This is a genomic window from Streptomyces californicus (genome assembly GCF_000717645.1).
Lineage (GTDB): Bacteria > Actinomycetota > Actinomycetes > Streptomycetales > Streptomycetaceae > Streptomyces > Streptomyces californicus.
This window is the reverse complement of record NZ_JNZZ01000011.1, coordinates 202,685-217,831: the sequence shown is the minus strand read 5'-3', so window position 1 is coordinate 217,831 and position 15,147 is coordinate 202,685. Positions and strand designations below refer to the sequence as shown.

At 71.8% G+C, this 15,147-nt stretch carries 11 protein-coding genes; 4 read left to right on the top strand and 7 right to left on the bottom strand.

The features are described from left to right. Both IF19_RS1000000138275 and IF19_RS0116780 read right to left on the bottom strand, forming a co-directional pair. On the bottom strand, window positions 1-915 hold a 915-nt coding region (locus tag IF19_RS1000000138275; protein ID WP_248782505.1), incomplete at its 3' end, for a hypothetical protein. Between the two features lie 623 nt (window positions 916-1,538). After that, the gene (locus tag IF19_RS0116780) at window positions 1,539-2,120 is read right to left on the bottom strand and encodes an isochorismatase family protein (RefSeq protein WP_030119060.1); all 582 of its coding nucleotides are present in this window, start codon (window positions 2,118-2,120) and stop codon (window positions 1,539-1,541) included. 188 nt (window positions 2,121-2,308) lie between these two features. Between IF19_RS0116780 and IF19_RS0116775 the strand changes: the two genes are divergently transcribed. Further along, window positions 2,309-3,325 carry a GlxA family transcriptional regulator gene (locus IF19_RS0116775; protein ID WP_030119706.1) on the top strand — a complete coding sequence of 339 codons (1,017 nt, stop codon included), beginning with the start codon at window positions 2,309-2,311 and terminating at the stop codon, window positions 3,323-3,325. Between the two features lie 51 nt (window positions 3,326-3,376). Here IF19_RS0116775 and IF19_RS0116770 read toward each other — a convergent pair whose 3' ends face one another. From IF19_RS0116770 to IF19_RS0116760, 3 genes are all read right to left on the bottom strand, one after another. Next, window positions 3,377-3,889, bottom strand: a complete 513-nt coding sequence (locus IF19_RS0116770) for a hypothetical protein (RefSeq protein ID WP_030119057.1) — start codon at window positions 3,887-3,889, stop codon at window positions 3,377-3,379. 237 nt (window positions 3,890-4,126) lie between these two features. Then, entirely contained in the window at window positions 4,127-5,452 is a 1,326-nt protein-coding gene (locus IF19_RS0116765) for an LPXTG cell wall anchor domain-containing protein (protein WP_030119056.1), read from the bottom strand. Window positions 5,453-5,960: 508 nt separating this feature from the next. Further along, window positions 5,961-6,434, bottom strand: coding sequence for a hypothetical protein (locus tag IF19_RS0116760; RefSeq protein WP_030119055.1), 474 nt, complete (start codon window positions 6,432-6,434; stop codon window positions 5,961-5,963). A gap of 304 nt (window positions 6,435-6,738) precedes the next feature. Here IF19_RS0116760 and IF19_RS0116755 point away from each other — a divergent pair, with 304 nt between their 5' ends. Then, a complete protein-coding gene (locus IF19_RS0116755; protein WP_030119054.1) occupies window positions 6,739-7,380 on the top strand; it encodes a maleylpyruvate isomerase family mycothiol-dependent enzyme in 642 nt (213 codons plus the stop codon). Window positions 7,381-7,657: 277 nt separating this feature from the next. Further along, window positions 7,658-8,299, top strand: a complete 642-nt coding sequence (locus IF19_RS0116750; protein WP_030119053.1) for an SMI1/KNR4 family protein — start codon at window positions 7,658-7,660, stop codon at window positions 8,297-8,299. A 123-nt stretch (window positions 8,300-8,422) separates the two neighbouring features. On the opposite strand, the gene IF19_RS1000000135425 is transcribed toward IF19_RS0116750, so the two are convergent. After that, a complete protein-coding gene (locus tag IF19_RS1000000135425; RefSeq protein ID WP_050493817.1) occupies window positions 8,423-12,244 on the bottom strand; it encodes a DNRLRE domain-containing protein in 3,822 nt (1,273 codons plus the stop codon). Between the two features lie 470 nt (window positions 12,245-12,714). Between IF19_RS1000000135425 and IF19_RS0116740 the strand changes: the two genes are divergently transcribed. Beyond that, window positions 12,715-13,644, top strand: a complete 930-nt coding sequence (locus tag IF19_RS0116740) for a phosphatidylinositol-specific phospholipase C (protein WP_030119051.1) — start codon at window positions 12,715-12,717, stop codon at window positions 13,642-13,644. Window positions 13,645-13,703: 59 nt separating this feature from the next. Here IF19_RS0116740 and IF19_RS0116735 read toward each other — a convergent pair whose 3' ends face one another. After that, window positions 13,704-15,101, bottom strand: coding sequence for a HAMP domain-containing sensor histidine kinase (locus tag IF19_RS0116735; RefSeq protein ID WP_030194464.1), 1,398 nt, complete (start codon window positions 15,099-15,101; stop codon window positions 13,704-13,706). Window positions 15,102-15,147: the final 46 nt, after the last annotated feature.

Below are 15,147 nucleotides of genomic sequence, written 5' to 3'. Positions count from 1 at the left end.
GGGCTGGGCAGGGGCGGGAGTCTGCTCCGACTCGGGGGCGGGGTTCTCGGCCGGTACGGGCATGGGTGCGGGGCCTTGGGCCGGTACGGCGGCGGGCTCGGGTGCGGGGCCTTGGGTCGGTACGACGGCGGGCTCGGGTGCGGCTTCGCGCGCCGGGGCAGGGGTGGCTTCGCGCGGGGGCGCGGGCTCGGGGGCCTCGGTCCGGTCCGCTTGGGGGACGGCTTGCCGGACGGCTTCCTGGGCCGGGGCGGAGCGTTCTGCTGGTGCTGGTGCTGGTGCTGGTGCTGGTGCTGGTGCTGGTGCTGGTGCTGGTGCAGGCACGGGCGACGGGGCGGCGACGGCGTGGTGCTCGGGGTCGGCCGCCGGGATCGAGCGGTCGAGCGGGGCCGGGCCGGAGCGGTGGTGCGGGGCCGGGAAAGAGCGGTCGAGCGGGGCCGGGGCCGGGCGGTGGTGCGAAACCGGGCGGTCGAGCGGCACCGAGCGCTGGTGCGGGATCGAGCGGTGGCGCGGGAGTGTGCCGGGCCGGGCCTGGGCGTGGTGGGCGGTCAGCGCTGCGGGGTGGTTGCAGTAGAGGGTGCGGGTGGTGATGCGGCCGTCGGGCCGGCGTTCGCGGGCGCGCTGGAGGTAGCCGCAGGCTTCGAGTTCGCGCAGGCGGGAGGCGATCAGCCGTTCACCTTCGCGGCATTGGGCGGCGAGGGTCTTGACGCTGATGTCCGTGCCTCGGGGGAGGGACTGGATGCGCACGGCGAGCCCGATGGCGGCGAGGCTGAGTTCGGGGTGCTGGGCGAGGTGGTTGCCGACGACGGTGAAGCGGTCGGTGTGCGGGAGGGTGATGTGGACGACGCCCCGGGTGGGGAGAGGCCCCGGAATCTCCGCAAGGGCGCGGGTGAGGGCAGTATTCTGCTGGGTATCCATCGGGAAGCTCCTGACTTCCTTGGTGGTCAGGCCCTCGATCGGGATTCCGAGTCCCGGCCGGGGGCCGACGTATGGGGGCATGTGGTCTGGCGTGAGCATATGCCGGACAACGGGCCCCAAAGCGAGCTGAGTTAGGAAAACTCACCCGTGTGGGTGACCAGGCCCGCGGACGCCCCGGGAAGGTTCAGCTGGTTGCCGGGAGGGTGGGGTCGGGTTGGGTTCTTTCCCCGGTTCTTTGGGTGGTTGATGTCCCGCGTCACCGCGTCGCGGCCGGGCGCGATCCGGTGACGGCGTGTCGGTGGGCACGGGGCCCCACCGGGTCGCGGTATCGCACGATCCGGTCTGAGCTGGGCGTCTGGGAGCAGGTCTGGCCGCTGACCGCCGGCTGCGTCGCGGTGGGTGCGGCCACGACCCAGCCGACGGACGTCCGGGGCTGCTGGCGGCGCACGGGTTCGTGTCCGGCGGCTGAGGGCGTCGGGTTCACCCGGAAGAAGAGGGCGTTTCCCCCACCTCCGATCCTCCGGGTAGCCGGATGGCAGACGGGGTGCCTTGTCGGGGACCGTAGAGATATCCGAAGCAGGTCCCCGCACGTCTCAGAAGAGTCCCGGAAGAGGGGAGGGCGATCAGCTCAGTGAATCCTGGGTGGGGACGACCACTCCGTACAGGTCCTGGATGGTGGCGAGAGCCGATGCGTGGAGTTGCTCGGCCGTGACGCCGTTCGGGGTTCCGTTCAGCGGGAGCGAGCGGGTGGCCGAGGCGTCGGCGACGACGGTCGCGGGGGTGTCGTTGACGAACGCGCCCTGCGCGGTGGCCAGGGTGCACATGTGGGTCATGAATCCGGCGATGATGACGTTCTTCCTGCGGGTCTTGCGCACCTCGTCGGCGAGAGTCGTGTCGTGGAAGCCGTTGGGGAACTCCTTCTCGACCACCGGCTCGCCCGGGGCGGGCTTCACGGCGGGGATGATCTGTCCCGCCTCCGACGTGAGGTCGTAACCGCGATCGACGATGTGTATGACCGGCGTTCCGGCGGCGCGGGCCCGCTCCAGGAGGGCCGCGGCGTTGTCCACGGCCGGCTGCCAGCCCTCCAGCTCCATCACGCCCTCGGTGTAGGTGTTCTGGAAGTCGACCAGGAGCAGGGCCGCGTCGGCGAGCGTGGCGGGGGTCTGGTCGGAGCCGATGAGTTCGCGCAGCGTGGTGCTGGTCATGGGGGTACCGCCTTGAGGTCTCGGTAGGTGCTCGCCCGCTCGGTGCGGCGGGCTGGGGCCAACGCTAGGAGTCGCCGTGCATGTCGGCAATGACGTCTAACATGCAGATACCGACATGCCGTGCCGTGCCGTGGTGCCTCCGTGCTGCCGCGAGCCCGGCGGAGAGAGCGGAGAGAGGAGACCGGATGGTGCCCACCACCGGGCGGCTCGTCGTCATCGTGGTGTTCGAGGGCGTCGACCTGCTCGACGTCACCGGTCCGCCGGAGGTGTTCTCGCTCGCGCGACGTGAGGCGGGTGATGCCGCGGCGTACGAAGTCGTGCTTGCTGCCGCCTCGTTGGAGCCGGTGACCACCGCCGCCGGGGTGCGCATCCTTCCCGACGTCACCTTCGACCAGGCGGCCGGGCGGAGCATCGACACGCTCATCGTCCCCGGCTCGGTGGAGGCGGACGGTGAGCGGCGGGTCCGTGCCGTGGTCGATGCCGGGCTGGTGGAGCGGGTGAAGGCCCTCGCCTCACGGACCCGGCGGGTCACGTCCGTCTGCGTGGGCGCGCACCTGCTGGCCGCCGCCGGGCTGCTCGACGGGAAGCGCGCCACCACCCACTGGTCGACGGCGCACCAACTCGCCGCCGAGCACCCGGAGATCGAGGTGGACGCCGATCCGATCTTCATCCGCGAGGGAGACGTCTGGACCGGGGCCGGGATCAGTGCCTGCCTCGACCTGTCCCTCGCCCTCATCGCCGACGACCTCGGGGAGGAGATCGCGCTCCGGGTCGCCCGGCAGCTCGTGATGTACGTGAAGCGGCAGAGCGGCCAGAGCCAGTTCAGCGTTCCGCTGGAGCAGATCTCGGCGACGCGGCGCATCGAGGACCTGCGCCACCACATCCTGCGCACCCTCGGCAGCCGGCTCACGGTCGCCGACCTCGCGGCGTACGCGCATGTCAGCGACCGCCACCTGACCCGGCTCTTCAAGACCGAGCTGGGCATGACCCCGTACGCCTACATCGAGTCGGTACGGGTGGAGAAGGCGCGCCACGAGCTGGAGTCCTCCGACGCCACGCTCGAACGCGTCGCGGCGGTCTGCGGGTTCGGCACGGTGGACACGCTGGTACGGGCGTTCCGGAGGCGGCTGAACGCGACGCCGACGGAGTACCGCAGCCGCTTCCGTACCCGCCGGGACGTCGCACGGTCCGCGCGGACGGACTGACGCTCCCGGGCCCCGTGCCCGTCAGCCGGGGCGGCGCGTGCGGCCCGGCTCCTACAACTGGTCGCCGGTGGAGGCCGACTTCGGGGGATGCTTGCCGCCGCCGTCCTTGGGGTCCGTTGCGCAGGACGGGCGGTCGTAGGACTGGTCGTTGGGGAGGAAGAGCACGGCGGCGACCCGGCGGGGGTGGTCGACGCCGAGCCAGTCGTCACCCGTGCGGGTACCGTCCGGCTCCGGCCACGCGCCGGCCGCGTCCACCGTCGTGCACCGCAGCGCCACCCGGTCCTGGTCGACGGCGCAGGCGTCCACCACGGGGCCGCGTGGCTCGTCGGTCCCGTCGAAGCGGTAGTCGAGGTGGACCTTGTCGCCGTCGGCGGGCACCTGCGGATGCGGTGTCAGCCGCCAGCCGACGACCTCGACGGTGACGCCGAGATTCTGCCCGTCCGTGTCCACGACCTGTACCTTCCGGCCGGCCTCACCGCGCTCGGCGGTCGTGTCCTGGCAGAACCAGGAGGAGGAGCAGCCGGACAGGGCGGGGAGGGACAGGGCGAGGGACGCCAGGAGCATCGGGGCGGTGGGACGCGGCCGGGCGGTGAACACGGGGATGGCCTCCGGTCGAAGCGGGCGGACCGTGTGGTGGCGAGTGGCGAGGGGGCGGGCCGTGTGGTGGCGGCGGACGGCGAACGGCGGGTGCACCGTGCGGCAGGCGGCAGGCGGCAGGCGGCAGGCGGCAGGCGCACCGGCGGTACGGGTGAGGGGGCGGGCCCGACCGGGCTCGCCCCCTCACCGTTCACCACGTCACCGTCAGGCGGCCGAACCGGCCTTCCGGCGGCGGACGACGAACACAGCGGCCGCTCCGAGCAGCACGGCCGCGCCGCCCGCGAGGGCGATCGAGCCGGTGGCGGAGGACGAGCCCGTGGCAGCGAGGCTGCCGCCGGTGCCGGTCTGCGCCGGGGTGCCCGAGGACGAACCCAGCGGCGTGGTACCGGTGTTGCCCGCGCCGGGCTTCGGGGCCTTGGAGGGCTTGGCGTCCTCCGTCTTGCCGGGCTTGCTGCCGGCGGCCTTGACGTCGAACTCGTACATGTTCAGGTCGGTCATGCCGCCGCAGCTGCCGTCCTTGTTGTAGAAGTCGGCGGCGATGAAGGCCACACCGTTCCCCGCCGGGGTGGCCTTGTCGAGGGTGAGGCGCAGCTTCACATCGGTGTGGCTGCCCGGCTTCAACGGCCCCAGGCCGTCGATGTAGTCGTCCTCGTCGGCGCTCTGCCACTTCGGGGAGGACTTCGTGGACCACTGCAGGCGGAAGAACTTGCCGGTCTCCTTGATGCCGGTCTTGTCCGTCGCGAAGACCCCGGTGTACGCGATGATCTCGTCCATGTTCCGGTCGGAACCGTTGGTCACGCGGAGGGCGAAGTCCGTGGTCGTCCCGGCGACGAGCTTGTTCGGCAGGCCGGTCACCTCGGCGGTGAGGTCGTTCTCGGGCTCGCAGACGTCGCCCTCTTCCTCCTCCTCTTCCCCCGCCTCCTTGACGGCCTGGGCCAGCGCGGCCTCGGCGGCGATCTTCGCGGCGAGCGCGTCGTCCGCCGCCTTGTCGAGCACGCTGTAGGCGCGGACCGCCGCGACCCGTGCGTCGTCGACCGCCGTCACGGCCTCGGTCGCCTTGGCGTCGGCGGCGGCCTTGGCGGTGGCGGCGCTCGCCGCGGTCGCCTCGGCCTCGGTGACGGCGGTCTCGGCCGCGGTCTTCTGCTCGGGCGTGGCGTCCTCGGGCAGGTCCGCAAGCTTGGCCTTCGCGTCGGTCACGGCCTGGTCGGCGGCGGTCTTCGCGGCGTCGGCGTCCTTGGCGGCCTGCTTGGCGGCGGCCGCGGTCACGGCGAGGGGGTGGGTGCTGCCGAGCTCGTCGAGCGTCTTCCTCAGCTCGACCAGGGCGTCGGCCTTCGCCTTGGCGGCCTTCTCGTACGCCTCCTTCGCCTCGGCGACGGCCGTCTCCAGCTCCTTGATGGTCGGCTTGCTCTTCTTCTCCTGCGTCTGCGTCACCGGCTTGGTGTCGGCGTACGCGGGCGAGACGGCGAGGAGCGCGGCAGGGGTGGTCACGGCGAGCGCGACGGCGGTGGCGAGAGCGCGGCGAATCTTCACATGGTTCCTTGGGTCGGCTCCGAAGGAGAGGGAGCGGCGGTGCGTTGTCCCGGAGGCGCGTGCGGGGGCGGTACGTCGTCCCGGTGTCGCGTCGTCCGGGCAGTGCGTCGTGGTCGGCGGTGCGTCGGCCCGTACGGTGCGACCGCCGGTCCGGGGCGCGCCTACGGGTGGAACGGCTGCCACGGCGGAACGGATCACGCGGGCTGCCTGTGATGATCGTATGGGGAACCTGTGACGGCACCCGAGGAATATCCCGGGCCCGGGGGCGGGGCGGGGCCGATCGCGGAGGACAGAAGTCGCCAAAGCGTGCAGTTGCCCTCGATCTCCATGTTTCCGCTGTGACGAAGGCCACGGGGACGCGGATGGTGGTTGGGTCCGACCGGGCGGCGAGGGTCTCGCCCGTGGGGCCGGTGTGCGTCGGGGGTGGGCGACCGGATGCGGCCCGTCGCGTGGTGTGCGCACACCACGCGACGGGCCGCTTCAGTTCAGTGCTGGACGGGTCGGCCGGTCACCGCTTCGCGGCGAGGGAGCCGCAGTTGGTGCCGTTCTTGCCCGCGACCTCGCCGGAGATCTCGCCGCGCCACGTCACGCACAGGCCGCGCGCGTCGAGGTAGACCGGTCCCGCGTACGTGGTGAAGTACCCCGTGTCCGTGACCGTCGTGGTGGGCGAGGCGAAGCCGAGCGAGGCCGTCATGTGCACGGCCTTGCCGGGCTTGGTGCGGACGGTCACCACGCAGTTCTTGCCGGTGGCGGAGCTGTACGTGAGGAAGACCGTGCCCTTGGTGCCGATCTGGGCGGAGTTCACCACGGAGTAGCCGCTGCCGCAGGCCCCGTTGTACTGCGCGGCGGCGGCCTTCTTCGCCGAGTCGGCCCGCTGGGCGGTCGGCTCGGCCGCGACGGCGGCCGGTGCGAGGGCCATCGCCGCACAGGCGGTGGCGGTGACGGCGGCCCCGATGGCCGATGCACGTCGGATGTTGATCATGTTGTTTCCCCGGTTTCTCTTTCGGTCACTGCGCGACGCCTGGTCGGGCGCGCGGCTCCCCGCTCCACCGCAGTGGTGTGGGTCACACCTAGTCGGACAGGCCGTGACGCGGGGGAGTTGTACCGGCGGCGCGCTGTTACGAATTCATGACACAGAGGGACAAGATCGTCTTTTCCGACCACGTCCCGGCCGTGGTCCGGTGACCTGCGGCGCGACACTCCGGGGCCCGGCGGAGCGATGAGTTTCGGCGGGGCCCGGGGTCTCATACGGCAGAGGTGGTCAGCGGTTCGAGGCGGAGGCAGCTGTGAAGAGCGACACGAAGCGCGACATCTGGCGGATGGTGCACGCCGAGCGCGCCGCGCTGGTCGAGGACCTCGCGCGGCTGGAGCCGGAGCAGTGGGACACGCCGTCGCTCTGTGCGGGGTGGACCGTGCACGACGTGGCCGCCCACCTGGTGGACACCGCCCTGACGACCCGTACCGGCTTCGTGGCCGGGCTCGTCCGCGCGCGGTTCGACTTCGACCTGCAGAACAGGCGCGGGGTGGAGCGGTGGCGCGGGGACTCGCCCGAGGAGACGCTGGCCCGGCTGCGGCGGGTGGTGTCGCGGACGTCGACGCCGCCGGCCTCGCTCGACACCCGGCTGGTCGAGGAGGTCGTCCACGGCGAGGACATCCGGCGGGTCGTGGGCCTGGAGCGCGTCTACCCGCAGGAGGCGGTGGTGCGGGCGCTGCGCCTTCAGGCGCGTACGCCGGCGTCGTTCGGCGGGGCGAAGGAGATGGTGGCGGCCGTCCGGCTGACGGCGACGGACGCCGGGCTGTCGATCGGGGAGGGGCCGGAAGCGGCGGGCCCGGCCCTGCCCCTGCTCCTGGCCGTGTCCGGCCGCCGGGTGGCGCTCGGTGAACTCGACGGCCCGGGGGTCGCGGCGCTCACGGAGCCCGCCGCCTGAGCCCGCCGCCTGAGCCCGCCGCCTGAGCCCGCCGCCTGAGCCCGCCGCCTGAGCCGGGGCCCGCCGCCTGAGCCCGGACGCAGAAGCAGAAGCGGAACCGGAAGCGGAACCGGAGGCGGAGGAGGCGGGCCCGGTGCGGGGCGCGGCCCGGTACGCCCAGCACAGGCCGGTACGCCCGACGCGCCCCGGTACGCCCAAGGCAGCCCGGTACGCCCAGCGCGGGCCGGTCTCACGCGGTCCGGCCGTCGGTCGCGTACGGGCTCGCTAGGGTTGCCGCATGGCTGATCATCAGAACGGTACGGCCGAGTCGGTCACCGAGGTCTGGCATGCCCTGACCAACTGGCTCGCCGCGCACGCTCCCGTGTCCCACGCCTCCCTCCTGCCGCCGGCGACGGACGACGAACTGGCCGCCGTGGACGCTGGTTTGCGTGACCGGCTCGGCTACGGGCTGCCCGTCGAACTCGCCGCACTGTGGCGGCTGTGCGGCGGTGTGCGCCACCAGATCATCGAGGCGGACGAGGAGGGCGAGGTCGGCTCGGGGGCGTTTCTGCCCGGTGGCGTGCTCTTCGTCCCGTCCGAAGCGCTGGGCCTGCGGCTCCCGGCGGAGGGAGGGCACGACGGCTGGGGCGGCGCCCGCGTGGTCCCGTGGCTGACCCGGGACGAGGCGGGGCCCTTGCAGGGCCACTACGTCGGTGACATCGGTGTGGGGCGGTGGAACCTGGTGGACGAGCCGGTGTCGGAGCCCGCGTACCCGTCGGCCACCGCGTACCTCGAAGCCGTGCACCGCACGCTGACCGAGGGGCCGGCCGGCCTGATGGGTTCCGATGTGCCCGGCCTGGTGTGGGGTTGCCTGGTCTGGGACGACCCGGAGAACCCGGGCCTGGACGAGGCGTTCGAGCACTGGACGCCCGTCCACTGAGCAGCGGGCCCGGCCACTGACCGGCAGCCTCCCGCCCACCGGGCAGCAGACCCCGGCGTCGACTGAACAGCAGGTCCCCCGCCCCGCGCGTGCGGGACGGGGGACCTGGGTGTCATACGCCGGTCAGGGCTTCTTCATCGCGCAGATGAGCGTCGCCTTGGACGGGTCGCACGCGGTGAACCAGCTGTTGCCCGGGTTCACGGTGTAGCGGTCCTGGTCGAGGATCCGGAACTTCTTGAGAAACCCCTCGTAGAAGAGTTCCGCCTTCATCGAACCGGAGTTGACCTTCAGGGACATCGAGGAACGCCCGCACTTCTCGTTGAACGTCGGGGCGTCGTAGCGGGTGTCGTCGAGCAGGTGCTCGCTGCCGTCGTCGACCTTGGCCGCCACGGTCTGGATGCACTCGGCGCCACCGTTCTTGCCGGCCGTGTTGACCCCGCCGTTCGCCACGGGGACGCCGGGCGACTGGTAGGTGGCCGAGAACGGGAACTCGTCGCACGAGATCGTCTCCGGCGCGCCGTCCAGCTCCGGGTGCAGGAACGTCCACGAGTGCTTGGCGAAGCGCTTCTGCGGTACCCAGCCGTCCGACCGGGAGCCGCTGTACTTCGGGCACATCACCTTCTCGCGGTTGTTCTCCCGCTCGTAGTTCTTCTCGTTGCGGTCCTTGGCCGGCAGGTACTGCAACGGATCGGCGAGCGACTTGCCGGTGCCCTTGGACTTGGACTTGTTCTGGATCAGCCACACGTGGGCGGCGGCGGAGGGGTACTTCGCCGTGTTGAACGTGTAGTTCGGGTAGTACTGCGGCATCACGCAGCCGCTGTTGGCGCCGTTCGCCGACACCTTGTCGCAGCGGACGGTGACGGTGGGGGAGAAGCCGGGGCCGCCGTCCACCCACTTGCCGCGCTTGCCGTTCAGCCCCATGGGGGGCGTGACCTCGGTCTCGGGGTTGGACACGAAGCCCACGGGCATCGACTTCGACAGGTCGACGTCACGCTTGCCGGAGGCGTCGTGGACCGAGCCGTTCCACGTGTGGGAGGCGGTGCCGGTCGCCATGTGGCCGTCCCGGGGCTGGTTGCCGTCCATGCCCCCGTCCCAGGACAGGTCGTTGTAGAAGTCGAAGTTCTGCTGCTGGCCGTCGGCGTTGCCGCAGCCGTCACTGGCGCACAGGGAGTCGATCATGGCGACGGGGTTGCCGTCGCCGAAGAGCACCGCCCGGTCCTCGGCGGGGAAGTCGTTCGAGATCGGGTTCAGCTCGATCCACGTCTTGATGCTGTCGCCCTGGGAGTCGACCTTGACCTGGTAGGCGACCTCGAAGTGCGCGTTGTACTCCACCGGCACGGTGCCGTCGGTGAACTCGGCCTTCGCCCGGTAGTGCAGGTCGTAGAAGAGACACGCCTCGGTGCGGGTCATCAGCGACTTCTGCGCCGCTCCGGACAGGGTCGGCTGGCACCAGGAGTCCTTGATGATCGGGTCCGGGTAGGAGCCGGCGCGCGCCATCCGCGCGCGTGCCGACTTCCGGGTGCCCTCCAGGGACCGCTCCTTCTTCGGTGTCAGCGTCACATCGGAGCTGCCGCTCTCGAAGGCGCGGGCGCCGGACAGCGGCTTGAAGCCGGGCAGCCCGGCCTCCTGCGGGCTGTTGGGCTGGTTCGGGTCGAGCGCGTCCTTGTCGAGCGGCGGGATCGCGATGTCGATCTTCCGGGCGCGGTTGTAGTCGCGCGTTCCGGACGTGAACCCGTAGTCCTTGACCGGGCCGACGTTGCCCGCCCGGTCGACGGTCTGCGTCTCCACGGAGTGGTTGCCGTCGGCGGCCGGCGTCACCGTGTACGAGGCGTCGGGAGCGGGCGCCCTGGCAAGACCGGTCGTGGTGCGGACCGTGCTCCAGCCGCGGTCCGGGGCGTCGTCCTCGTACGGGTCGACACGGAACCGCACTTCGGCGGCGTCAGGGGCGCCCGTGGTGACGTCGAAGCCGCCCGCGACACCCGAGGGGCCGCCCGCGTTCTCCGGGTAGGTCGACGACACGATGGACTGCGGTTCGCCCGGCGCGGTGGTGTCGACGACGAACTGGGTCCACGGCGACCAGTTGAGGTTGTAGTGGGTGCCGTCGTAGGCGTTGGTGCGGAACTTGTACGTCCTGCCGTCCTTCAGCTGCCCGGCCGGGACGGTGACGGAGGCCGGCTTCCCGGAGTCCACGAAGCCGGACACGATCAGGCCCTCACCGACCGGGGTCGTGATCGGCGTGTTGGTGGCGGCGTCGTAGACCTGGAAGGAGCCGTTGACCTTGTCCCCGTCCGCGTCGGTGAAGGTGTCCCGCAGGACCGGGGTGGTGGTGTTGACCGCCCACACTCCGGCGTAGGACTTGAACGGGGCGCCGGCCTGCCGGTCCGTTCCGTCCGAGGGACGGTAGTTGTAGGTGACGGACAGCTTGGGCTGGTTCGCCGCGTTGTTCGCGGAGTTGACCCGCTTCCAGCTCTTGGTGTCGTCGGTCGCGGCGCGCAGACCCAGGTGGCCGCGGGTGGCCTTCTTGGACGCCCAGGACTGGACGAGGGTGTCGACGTCGGCGTTGATCCAGCCGTCGGGCTGGGTGGCGGCGCAGTCCGTGTTGCCCCGGGTCTCGGTGGAGGAGTGGTACTCCTGGTTCCAGGCGGGCTGCGAGGCCCAGCGCGACGAGGTGGAGGGGGCCGCGGTGTCCCAGACGGTCCACTTCTGCGCGCTGCAGTCGGTGTTACCCGAGTGGAAGTTCCACAACGCCAGGTTGGTGTCGATGATCAGCGCGTCCTGGATCGGCGTGGTGTTCCACGTGATGTAGGAGCGCGCGGTGCGCGGCGTGCCGTCGGGGTTCTTCGTGCCCGGGTTGCCGAAGTCGAGTTCGGTGTCGCTGGACCAGTCGACGGTCTCGCCCTGCTGTACGTACGTGTCGAAGGTGTTCGACAGCGCCGAGGTGGACGGGTCGACGGTGACCGGGTACGTCGTCTCCGGGTCGGCGAGGAAGCCGGGGTCCGGGGTGACGACGAGGTCGATCTCGCCGGGGCCCTTGTCGACGACCTTCATGTCGACGCGAGCCCGGTTCGTGTGCTCGCCGGACGCCTGGTCGACGGCCGCGTCCCACATGACCGGGGCGGGCATGGTGGCCTTCTCGACGCCGGTTCCGGCGTCGCTGAAGGTGACCGAACCGTCCTTGTTGGCCCGGGCCTTCAGCCCCTTAGCCTTCACCGGGAGGGTGTAGGAGTAGGAGCCGGCGGCCGGCTTTTTTTCGATCTCGACGAACTGCTCGAACCCGCTGCGGGTGGCTTCCACGATGACGTCCGCACCGGGCACGGCGTCCCGGTAGCGGGCGCGGGTGCCGTCCAGCTCGGGGGCGGGGAGGCCGCCCTTCCACTGGAGCGTCACCTGGTCGTCGCCGGTGCTGAGGGTGACGAGGTCGCGGGCGCTGTCGTCCTGCGCGGCGCGCAGCGACTTCGCCGGAGTCCCGCTCTTTCCGCCCAGGCGCAGCCCGTGGGGATGCGCCTTCGGGGCGACGGTGCCGTCGGCGCTCCGGGCGAGGGTGACGTCGACCTTCTGCCACGTCCCGTTCTTCCAGACCCGCTCGGGGCCGGCGGTGAGTTCGGTGGTGAGGGTGCCGTCCGGGTTGGCGACGGTGTGGGTGGTGGGAGTCGTCTCGTCGGTGGCGACGACCTTCTTCCCGGTCTTCCGCGCCTCCGTGATCGCCCAGGCCGTCGAACCCTTGGCGTGCTGCGCCGCCCAGGCCAGGTCCGACTCCAGGACGTCCCGCTCGGAGGGGGGTTCGCCGGACACCTTCGCGGTGGGGGCGGCCGGTTCGTCCGGTGCGGCGGTGGCCGTCTGACCGGATACGAGGGCGGCTTCGACCGCCAGAACCAGGATCGACGCCAGGGCTATGCGCCCTCTTCGGCGTCGTGAGCGCGCACGCCCGGTGATGTATGCGGACACGGGTGTGTCCTCCCTTCCGATCCTGCCGGTCGGCTGGATCACCAGGGGAACGTAGAGGGAATCTGTGGGGACTCTGTGTGTGGAATCAAAGATTCCGCATGATCATGAACACGGTTGCGCCAGAGGCGGTGCAGTTCTTGTGAACACCGCCTGCGTGAAGTGACCATCAGGTGATGGTCCGTCGCCGGTCATCATGGATCGCGGTCAACTGGGTAGCGAGAACCTGCTTGTTGCTTCGTCGTCTGCTGTCGCGAGGGCGTCCGCCTGCCCGACTTCCAGCGTCCTGACCGGAGTTGCCCCCAATCTGCTCGGCGGCGATCCCAAAGGGCGTGCAAGCGGCGGCTTCTGGGCGCGCGGTCGGTACGGGATCGGTCCACCGCGCCCCCTTTTCTGTATGACGTGCACGCGACAGAATCGGGGCGCTCGGACCGGTCGATCCAGGCTCCCCCATGCTCCTTGGAGGCACCCGCATGCCCATCCCCGCGCGTACGCCCGTATCGCCGCTCCGGCCCTCCCGCAGGGGCTTCCTGGCCGGTGCTCTCGCTGTGTCCGCCACCGCGGTCGTCGGTGCGGCGCCCGCCGTCGCCGCCACGCGGGAAGGGCGGCGGGCGGTTCGCGGTACGCAGGACTGGATGGCCGCGCTGCCCGACCGTACGGCGCTCCAGCGCTTGACGATCCCGGGTACGCACGACTCGGGGGCGCGGTTCGGCGGGCCCTGGTCGGAGTGCCAGAACACCACGATCGCGCAGCAGTTGACGAGTGGCATCCGCTTCCTCGACGTGCGGTGCCGGCTGATCGACGGGTCGTTCGCGATCCACCACGGGGCGTCGTTCCAGAACCTGATGTTCGGCGATGTCCTCGTCGCCTGCCGGGACTTCCTCGCCACGCGCCCGACCGAGACCGTGCTGATGCGGGTCAAGCAGGAGTACTCCTCCGAGAGCGACGCCGCGTTCCGGTCGGTCTTCGACGACTACCTGGACCGGCGGGGCTGGCGCTCACTCTTCCGCCTCGACTCCACCCTGCCCGACCTCGGCGCGGCCCGGGGCAAGGTGGTGCTGCTGGCGGACAACGGCGGCCTGCCGGGCGTGCGGTACGGAGACGCGGCGCTCTTCGACATCCAGGACGACTACATGGCGGAGCCGTTCGCCAAGTACCCCAAGATCGAAGCCCAGTTCCGCAAGGCGGCCGCGCAGCCGGGCAAGTTCTACATGAACTACGTCTCCACGGCCGCCCTGATGCCGCCCCGCTGGAACGCCGACCGCCTCAACCCGCAGGTGCACGCGTTCCTGGAACGCGCCGAGACGTCCGGCTGGACGGGCCTCGGCATCGTCCCGCTGGACTACCCGAACCAGCGGGGCGGCCTGGTGGAGTCACTGATCCGGCACAACCCGGCGGGGTGAGGGAGGTCGGCCTCCGGCGGGGCCGCGGAGCCGTCGGACGGCGGGGCGTGGCCCCGTGCTCATCCCCCCGGCGGCGGTGTCGGCGCTCCCGGCAGGGTGAGGGTGGCCACCGTGCCCGGTCCGTCGTCCGGGGGCCGGCGGAGGGCGATCGTGCCGCCCGCCTGGTGCACCGTGCGGGCCACGATGGACAGGCCGAGGCCGGAGCCGGGGAGTTGGCGGGCCGACGGGGAGCGCCAGAAGCGTTCGAAGACGTGCGGGAGTTCCTCGGCGGGGATGCCGGGGCCCCGGTCCCGTACGGTCAGCTCGCCCCGGTGCAGCGTCACGTCGATCGCGGCGCGCGGCGGGCTGAACTTCACCGCGTTGTCCAGGACGTTGACGATCGCCCGCTCCAGGGCCGCCGGTTCCGCCCGTACGTACCAGGGGGCCAGGTCCTCCGTGATCGTCAGCTCCGGGCCGCGCAGGCGGGCGCGGCGCAGGGCGGTGCGGGTGATCTCGTGCAGGGCCACCACCTGGAGCGGGCCCGGCTGGGCGGCGTCCGGGCGGGCCAGTTCCTGGAGGTCCCCGATCAGCGCGGCCAGCTCCGTCATCTGAGCCTTCACCGACGCCATCAGCGCCTTGCGGTCCTCCGCCGGGATCTGCCGGCCCGTGTCGTCGCTGCGCGCCAGCAGCTCCACGTTCGTCCGCAGCGAGGTCAGCGGGGTGCGCAGCTCGTGGCCCGCGTCCGCGATCAGCTGGGCCTGCCGGTCGCGCGAGGAAGCGAGCTGGGCGGCCATCGAGTTGAACGAGTGCGAGAGGCGGGCGATCTCGTCCTCGCCGTCCACCGGGATGCGCACGGTCAGGTCCTCGGTGCGCGCCACGTGCTCGACCGCCTCGGTCAGCTCGTCCACCGGCCGCAGCCCCGCCCGCGCCACCCACAGCCCGGCCGCGCCCGCGCCGAGGACACCGATGCCGCCGACGAGGGCCAGCACCCAGGCGAGCGTGGACAGCGGCGCGTCGATCTCGCCGAGCGGGCGGGCCACCGAGACCGCGAGGTCGTCGTTGGCCTGGCCGGAGCCGACCACCGGCGGCAGCTTGCGGGTGTAGACCCGCATCTCCTTCCCCGCGTCGTTCTCCGTCGTGTGCAGGGCGTCGGCCCGCCGCCCCGCCGCCACGGCGACGTCGCTCGGCCGGGCCGGGACGGGCGTGGTGTTCGGGGCCGTGCAGTAGTCGCCGTTGGCCGCGACGATCTGCACGGTGTACTGGCCGGGGAACTCCTGGGCGGGCAGCTGGCCGCCGCTCAGGCACGAGGACAGCAGGTCGCGCAGGGCCGCGTTGTCCATCTTGGCGTTGCGCAGCGAGTCGTCGAGCTGGTCCTCCAACTGCTCCCGGGTCACGAACCAGCACGCCACCGCCACCGCCGCGACCGCCACCGCGACCGCCGTCGCCACCAGCAGCGCCAGCCGGGACCGCAACGGCAGCGCCCGGAACCGGCGGACGAGCCCCCTCCGGGCGGGAGCCGGTCCG

Bases quoted from the DNA above. Each gene is read 5' to 3' on its own strand.
- IF19_RS0116780 (WP_030119060.1), bottom strand. From the start codon at position 2,120: ATGACCAGCACCACGCTGCGCGAACTCATCGGCTCCGACCAGACCCCC.
- IF19_RS0116770 (WP_030119057.1), bottom strand. From the start codon at position 3,889: ATGCTCCTGGCGTCCCTCGCCCTGTCCCTCCCCGCCCTGTCCGGCTGC.
- IF19_RS0116760 (WP_030119055.1), bottom strand. From the start codon at position 6,434: ATGATCAACATCCGACGTGCATCGGCCATCGGGGCCGCCGTCACCGCC.
- IF19_RS0116750 (WP_030119053.1), top strand. From the start codon at position 7,658: ATGGCTGATCATCAGAACGGTACGGCCGAGTCGGTCACCGAGGTCTGG.
- IF19_RS0116740 (WP_030119051.1), top strand. From the start codon at position 12,715: ATGCCCATCCCCGCGCGTACGCCCGTATCGCCGCTCCGGCCCTCCCGC.